The 6,491-nt window shown below is 47.5% G+C and carries 7 protein-coding genes; 5 read left to right on the top strand and 2 right to left on the bottom strand.

The annotated features are described in order from the left end of the window. The 4 genes from QUA38_RS26520 to trpE form a co-directional block, all read left to right on the top strand. Positions 1 to 514: peptidoglycan-binding protein (locus QUA38_RS26520; RefSeq protein ID WP_333167174.1), on the top strand; the 514-nt coding region annotated here is incomplete at its 5' end. A gap of 297 nt (positions 515 to 811) precedes the next feature. After that, a complete protein-coding gene (locus QUA38_RS26525; RefSeq protein WP_332949173.1) occupies positions 812 to 1,237 on the top strand; it encodes a photosystem I reaction center subunit II PsaD in 426 nt (141 codons plus the stop codon). 163 nt (positions 1,238 to 1,400) lie between these two features. After that, on the top strand, positions 1,401 to 2,261 hold the full coding sequence (locus tag QUA38_RS26530; RefSeq protein ID WP_333167175.1) for a GNAT family N-acetyltransferase: 861 nt from the start codon (positions 1,401 to 1,403) through the stop codon (positions 2,259 to 2,261). A 20-nt stretch (positions 2,262 to 2,281) separates the two neighbouring features. Beyond that, positions 2,282 to 3,829, top strand: coding sequence for an anthranilate synthase component I (gene trpE, locus QUA38_RS26535; protein ID WP_333167177.1), 1,548 nt, complete (start codon positions 2,282 to 2,284; stop codon positions 3,827 to 3,829). An 86-nt stretch (positions 3,830 to 3,915) separates the two neighbouring features. On the opposite strand, the gene QUA38_RS26540 is transcribed toward trpE, so the two are convergent. Together QUA38_RS26540 and QUA38_RS26545 are read right to left on the bottom strand one after the other, a co-directional pair. After that, positions 3,916 to 4,470, bottom strand: coding sequence for a Uma2 family endonuclease (locus QUA38_RS26540; RefSeq protein WP_333167179.1), 555 nt, complete (start codon positions 4,468 to 4,470; stop codon positions 3,916 to 3,918). Between the two features lie 146 nt (positions 4,471 to 4,616). Continuing rightward, a complete protein-coding gene (locus QUA38_RS26545) occupies positions 4,617 to 5,942 on the bottom strand; it encodes a WD40 repeat domain-containing protein (protein WP_333167180.1) in 1,326 nt (441 codons plus the stop codon). Positions 5,943 to 6,117: 175 nt separating this feature from the next. On the opposite strand from QUA38_RS26545, the gene QUA38_RS26550 reads away from it, so the two are divergent. Beyond that, the coding region (locus QUA38_RS26550; protein ID WP_333167182.1) for a PhzF family phenazine biosynthesis isomerase at positions 6,118 to 6,491 on the top strand (374 nt) is incomplete at its 3' end.

The following is a 6,491-nucleotide window of genomic DNA, read 5'->3' on the forward strand; positions in this document are numbered from 1 at the left end:
AGGAAAATCGATTATGTCACCTACAACCCAGATGAAATCTACTCAACCTATGGCCAAAAAGCCACAACTACAATTAGGTTCTGAAGGTAAAGCGGTATTGGAACTCGAACAACTGCTAACCAAGTTGCAACTTTATCGGCATCCTGCTAAAGGAATTTTTAACAAAGCAGTTGAATTTTCTGTGAAACTGTTTCAGTTTCGGGTTTTCTTGTCGCCGGACGGTATTGTCGGGCCGCTGACTTGGCAGGCGCTTTATACTGGTGCTCCAGTTAATATGCCGGTACTCAGATTGGGCAGTTCTGGGGAAGCAGCCGCTACTGTTCAGGAAGTTCTCAAAATTTCCCAGCATTATGGCGGTAAAATTGACGGCGACTTTGCTACTTTGACGGACAAAGCTGTTCGCGCATTTCAAAAAAGCTTTGGGATTGAGGCCGACGGGATTGTCAATCAAGAAACTTGGACGGCTTTGAGCCAAATTCCGCGCGGCTATGACCCTAATTGGTTCTTGACTTAGGGTGGCGCGGTAAATTGTTCGATCGTTTGTGGGGAAAATTGGGGGAATGTGCGATTATTCTGGTGCCCCACAAGCACCAGAATAATTGCTGTTTTTTTTTGATTATTTTTTCAGGGTTCGTGCTGCCTAATTCTGTTTTCTAACTTTGGTGGAAATTACCAATTATCAATTATTAATTACTAATTATCAATTATCAGAAAAGATCGATCGCCAAAAAACTGTTAATTTTCCTTACAATTTCGAGAACAGCGTGCAGTCTCGATGATACGATGCCGTAAAAATCCTTTGGATATATCTATGGCCGAACAACTTACTGGACAACCCCCAATCTTCGGCGGCAGCACAGGCGGCTTGCTGACCAAGGCGCTAGTTGAAGAGAAGTACGCTATCACTTGGACTAGCCCCAAGGAGCAGGTGTTTGAAATGCCTACGGGTGGCGCTGCGATTATGCGTCAAGGCGACAACTTGCTGCATCTGCCCCGGAAGGAGCAGTGCATCGCTTTGGGCGGCCAGCAACTGCGGGCTAAATTCAAAATCACCAACTACAAAATTTACCGCGTGTTTCCAGACGGTACTACTGAGTACCTGCATCCCAAGGATGGCGTGTTCCCTGAGAAGGTGAACGAAGGTCGTCCCTACAACGGTAAGATTGACCGCAATATTGGCAGCAATCCTAATCCGGCTAAGCTGAAGTTCAGCGGTAAGAAGACTTTCGATCCTTAGACCATGACTGCATGGCTGAGCAAAACATAGGTAATATTCCCTGTAAGGCTCAGCTTGTAAACTTGTTTTTGCAGTAGTATTCTGACGCAGCAGGCTAAGCCCGCAGCGCCAAAATACTACTGCAAACTTCTAATCTTATTAAAAGTTAATCGTTAAATTAAAAATGAATGTCGTAATCAGGCGAGCGCAGCCTTCTGATATCGATGTTTGCGCTGGCATTACTTATGAAGCTTTTAAAGATATTTCCGATCGCCATAAATTCCCTACAGATTTTCCAACGCTGGATTTTGCAACCGAAATAACGGGCTTGCTAATCGAGAGTCCGGTATTTTTTGGGATCGTAGCCGAGAGCGAGAGTGCGGTTGTCGGCTGCGGGTTTATGGACGAACGCAGCCCGATTCGCGGTATCGGGCCCGTCAGTGTCGATCGCACTTTTCAATGCCGCGGCACGGGACGGGAAATCATGAAAGCCTTACTGGAACGCGGACAAGACGCTGTAGGCATCCGTTTGGTTCATGAATCTTTTAATATGGCGTCGCTGTCGCTGTACGCTTCTTTGGGTTTTGAGGTGAAGGAACCTTTTGTGTTAATGGAGGGCAAGTTTCGCACCCCCCCGCAGTATGGGTTTGAGGTGCGACCGATGGCTAGTGAGGATGTTGAGGAATGTGCTGCTTTGTGCGAAAAACTGTGCGGGTGCGATCGAACTTCGGAGATTGAAGACGCCCTGAATTACTTTTCTCCCTTCGTTGCTTGCCAGCAAGGTCGGATTGTGGCTTATACTTGTGCGGTGTCTGCTTTGGGCCACAGCGTCGCCCAAACTGAGGCGGATATGCAGGCTTTGCTCTTGGGTGCTGCTGCGTATAGTCCCGGCGAATTGCTGGCTTTTCACTTGCCGCTGAGGTACGCAAGTTTGTTTCGCTGGTGCTTGAAAGAGGGGCTGCGCGCCCTCAAGCCGATGGCGGTGATGGCAGTTGGCGAGTATCGGCCGCCGGAGGGATGTTGGTTCCCGTCTTTTGTTTATTGATTGTATAGCGAAGTTAGTATATGATATTTCCCGATTTCTCAGAATTCTCGGAACTGGCGAAACAAGGCAATTTTGTGCCCGTGTATCAAGAATGGGTTGCTGATTTGGATACGCCGGTGTCTGCGTGGTATCGGGTTTGTGCGGGTCAACCTTACAGTTTTCTGCTGGAGTCGGTCGAAGGTGGGGAAAAACTTGGGCGTTATAGTTTCTTAGGGTGCGATCCGTTGTGGATTTTGGAGGCAAGAGGCGATCGCACAACTCAAGTTTACCGTGACGGTTCCGAAAAAGTATTTACGGGCGATCCGTTTGCAGCTTTAACTGAATGTTTGCAGTCTTACAAACCCGTCAAATTGCCGCAGTTACCAGCAGGAATTGGCGGGCTATTCGGTTTTTGGGGTTACGAGTTAATTAAGTGGATAGAACCGCGAGTTCCCGTGCATCCAGCAAGCGAGAATGATTTGCCGGATGGATTGTGGATGCAGGTTGATAATTTGCTGATTTTTGACCAGGTAAAGCGGAAAATTTGGGCCGTGGCCTATGCGGATTTGCGCGAGGTTGGCGTTGATTTGGCCGAGGCTTATCAGCACGCGTGCGATCGGGTTGGCAAGTTAGTTCAGAAGCTGCAATCGCCGCTTTCCCGGCAATCTACTCTCATAGAATGGACACCTCCCAATAACGGGCAAGATGCCCGTTCCACAACCGGAAATACAGAATTGGCTTACACTAGCAATATTACCCGTGAAAAGTATTGTGCCAATGTCTTAAAAGCTAAGGATTATATCAAAGCCGGAGATATTTTTCAAGTAGTTATTTCCCAGCGACTAGAGGCTGAATACAGTGGCGATTCTTTTGCACTTTACCGCTCTTTGCGTCTGATTAATCCTTCTCCGTACATGGCTTATTTTCATTTCGGAGATTGGCAGATTATCGGTTCGAGTCCCGAAATTATGGTGAAGGCGGAAAACACTGCTGATGGCAAAAAGATAGCAACTTTGCGGCCAATCGCCGGCACTCGCCGCCGAGGTAAAACTCCTCAAGAAGATGATGCTTTAGCTGCTGAATTGCTGCAAGATCCAAAAGAAATTGCGGAACACGTCATGTTAGTTGATTTGGGCAGGAACGATTTAGGAAGAGTTTGCCGAAACGGTACTGTAAAAGTTGACGAATTAATGGAAATTGAGCGTTATTCTCACGTCATGCACATTGTGAGCAATGTGGTGGGAGAATTGGCTGAGGATAAGACAGCTTGGGATTTGTTGAAAGCTGGTTTTCCTGCGGGTACGGTTAGCGGTGCTCCGAAGATTCGGGCGATGGAGATTGTGCACGAGTTGGAAGGTTGTCGCCGGGGGCCGTATTCTGGGGTTTACGGGTATTATGATTTTGAGGGACAATTGAATAGTGCGATCGCAATTCGGACTATGGTTGTTCGTTCTCAAGGAGGCGATAAACATTCGGTTTCTGTGCAAGCAGGTGCTGGTTTGGTGGCCGATTCTAACCCGGATATGGAATATGAGGAAACGCTCAATAAAGCCAGGGGTATGTTGGAGGCAATTCGCTGTTTGAAATAGCGAGGCGGAGCCTCTGGATCTGTGTTACCAGGCAGAGCCTGGTAACAAGAAAACAGCAGTAATAATTGCATTATTATCCAATTTACCTAAGCCCCTAATATTCGAGCGACCGAAACTGCAACATCAGGAAATGCCAGCGGATTAATATTACCCTGAGTCAGAGTTTCTCTCGATTGATATCCTTCATTGGTAGGCTCTCGAAATACTATTAATTCCATCGTTCGCAAATTGACAACCGAATACTCAGAAATGCCGGCCTCCGCGTAAATCTTGCTCTTGATTCCCAAGTCTTTGCTCAGAGTATGATCCGAGTATTCTATCAGCCAAAAGATGTTTTCTGGATAGGGATGATGTTCTCGGTAATCTTGTCCCAAACGTTGAATTACAGCGATATCGGGTTGTGGCTCGGAGTTGCTTGGCGGCAAGATAATCGGTTTACCTTGGCGGATTTTAGCCCGATCGCCCAGCAAATAAATTAGGTACTCTCCAGCCTCATCGCTAGAGTAAGCATGAGATTCTCCTTCGGGAGCTATTTCGATTATTTCTCCATCTATTAATTCAACGTTTCGCCCTTCCAGAATGTCGGCTGCAATGATGCGGTGGTAGTCTGCAACCGTCCATTTTACAGTCGTGACGCTCACGGCGATTACTCCTATGTTTTTATTCTGATTTTATACGCGATCGCCTATGAAGCGACTTTTTTCGCTCACGCCGGGCGGTTGAAACCACGTCTTGTCAAACAAAACCCGACGACAGCCGATTGAAGACTCCATCGCGCTTAAAACTCCTATCCCCCGCCGCTAACTCCCTCCAATCTCAGGAAATGCACCCGGCCAGATCGATCACCCGCTACCACTGTCACCCCATCAGGGGCGATCGCACAGCCAAACACACTACCTCCGCTAAAACTAGCAATTTCTTTGCCGCTAAGCAGATCCCAGATTTTGAGGGTGCGATCCAATGAACCGGAAACCGCTATGAGGCCGTTAGGGGCGATCGCCACTGCATTTACCCCCCCACTATGACCGGTGAGAGTTCTCAGTTCCCTACCGCTGTTTGTGTCCCAGATTTTGAGGGTGCGATCCCGTGAAGCGGAAATCGCTGTGCGGCCATCGGGTGCGATCGCCACTGCTGTTACCTTGTCAGTATGACCGGTGAGGGCAATCAGTTCTCTGCCTGTCTCGGTGTCCCAGATTTTTAGAGTTCGATCCTGTGAAGTGGAAATCGCTGTGCGGCCATCGGGTGCGATCGCCACTGCTGTTACCTTGTCAGTATGACCGGTGAGGGTTGTAAGTTCGGTGCCGCTGAGCAAATCCCAGGTTTTCAGAGTTTCATCTTGTGAAGCGGAAATCGCTGTCAGGCCATCGGGTGCGATCGCCACTGCATTTACTCCTCTAGTATGACCGGTGAGAGTTCTCAGTTCTCTGCCTGTCTCGGTGTCCCAGATTTTTAGGGTGCAATCGAGTGAAGCCGAAATCGCTCGTTTGCCCTCTGGTGCGATCGCGACTCCCAATACAGGCTTAGTATGACCGATGAGGGTTTGAAGTTCTCTACCTGTCTCGGTGTCCCAGATTCTGAGGCTTTTATCCCATGAAGCCGAAATTGCTGTCAGGCCATCGGGTGCGATCGCGACTCCCAATACCCATAACCTATGACCCGTGATGAATCGCACACATCCTTGCCCCGGCGGCCAAAAATTAGCTCTCAAAGGTCGCAGCCACGGACTATCTTTCCACTGCTTGACCTGTTCCAACATCCCCTGAAGCTCAGCTATTTCAATATCTAGCAATCTCCCCAATAATTGCCCTGCTAATTGCGTTTTATCATGAATCAAAATGTGCGCTGACTCGCGAATGGCTCCCTGAATCAATTTCAGTGTTTCACTTTGCTCCTGCGACAGCCACATATTAGAATTTATCGGTAAATCGTAATCCTCAATTAACGTTTGTACTCCCAACTCCTCCAGTTTCGCCTCAATAAAATCGAAATCAGTTAACAACTGGTACAGTCGTTCCCATGCCGCACTCTCTACTAAATGCCTTGGCAGAGTTTCCAAAGTATCAAGCCGTTTTTGCCGCGACATTTTCCCTAACTGTTGTTTAAAATCGCCCATCCGTACAAATCCCTCAACAAATTCTTACAAATCGCTGTTTCTATTAAATACTTCCAATTTTAAGCGATTCTTTAAACTGCGCCCAATCGTCGCGGTGACTCGATCGATAAAATAAATCTGCTTTGTAACCCTCGATGTAAAATATCAGTTATCGACTTTTACCAAAGGCATAATTATGAATTTTTATATAGTTGACGTGTTTGCGGAGTCAAAATATGCTGGCAATCAACTAGCTGTATTTTGCGGTGCGGGAGTTGCCGAACTATCTGAAGCCCAAATGCTGCTGATAGCGAGGGAAATCAATTATTCAGAAACTACGTTTATTCGATCGCCCGATCCGCGAGATGGCGGCTATGACGTGCGGATATTCACGCCCAAGAAGGAATTGCCCTTTGCCGGTCATCCGACTTTGGGCACTGCGTTTGTGTTGCAGCAAGAGATTATTCGCGAAAAGGTCGATCGAGTAATTCTCAATCTAGCCGTCGGTCAAATTCCAGTTACTTTTAATTATCACAATGAATCGGCAGATATTTTGTGGATGCGACAAAA

Source organism: Microcoleus sp. Pol12B4 (assembly GCF_036701385.1).
Taxonomy (GTDB): Bacteria; Cyanobacteriota; Cyanobacteriia; order Cyanobacteriales; family Microcoleaceae; genus Microcoleus.

Bases quoted from the DNA above. Each gene is read 5' to 3' on its own strand.
- QUA38_RS26525 (WP_332949173.1), top strand. From the start codon at position 812: ATGGCCGAACAACTTACTGGACAACCCCCAATCTTCGGCGGCAGCACA.
- QUA38_RS26530 (WP_333167175.1), top strand. From the start codon at position 1,401: ATGAATGTCGTAATCAGGCGAGCGCAGCCTTCTGATATCGATGTTTGC.
- trpE (WP_333167177.1), top strand. From the start codon at position 2,282: ATGATATTTCCCGATTTCTCAGAATTCTCGGAACTGGCGAAACAAGGC.
- QUA38_RS26545 (WP_333167180.1), bottom strand. From the start codon at position 5,942: ATGGGCGATTTTAAACAACAGTTAGGGAAAATGTCGCGGCAAAAACGG.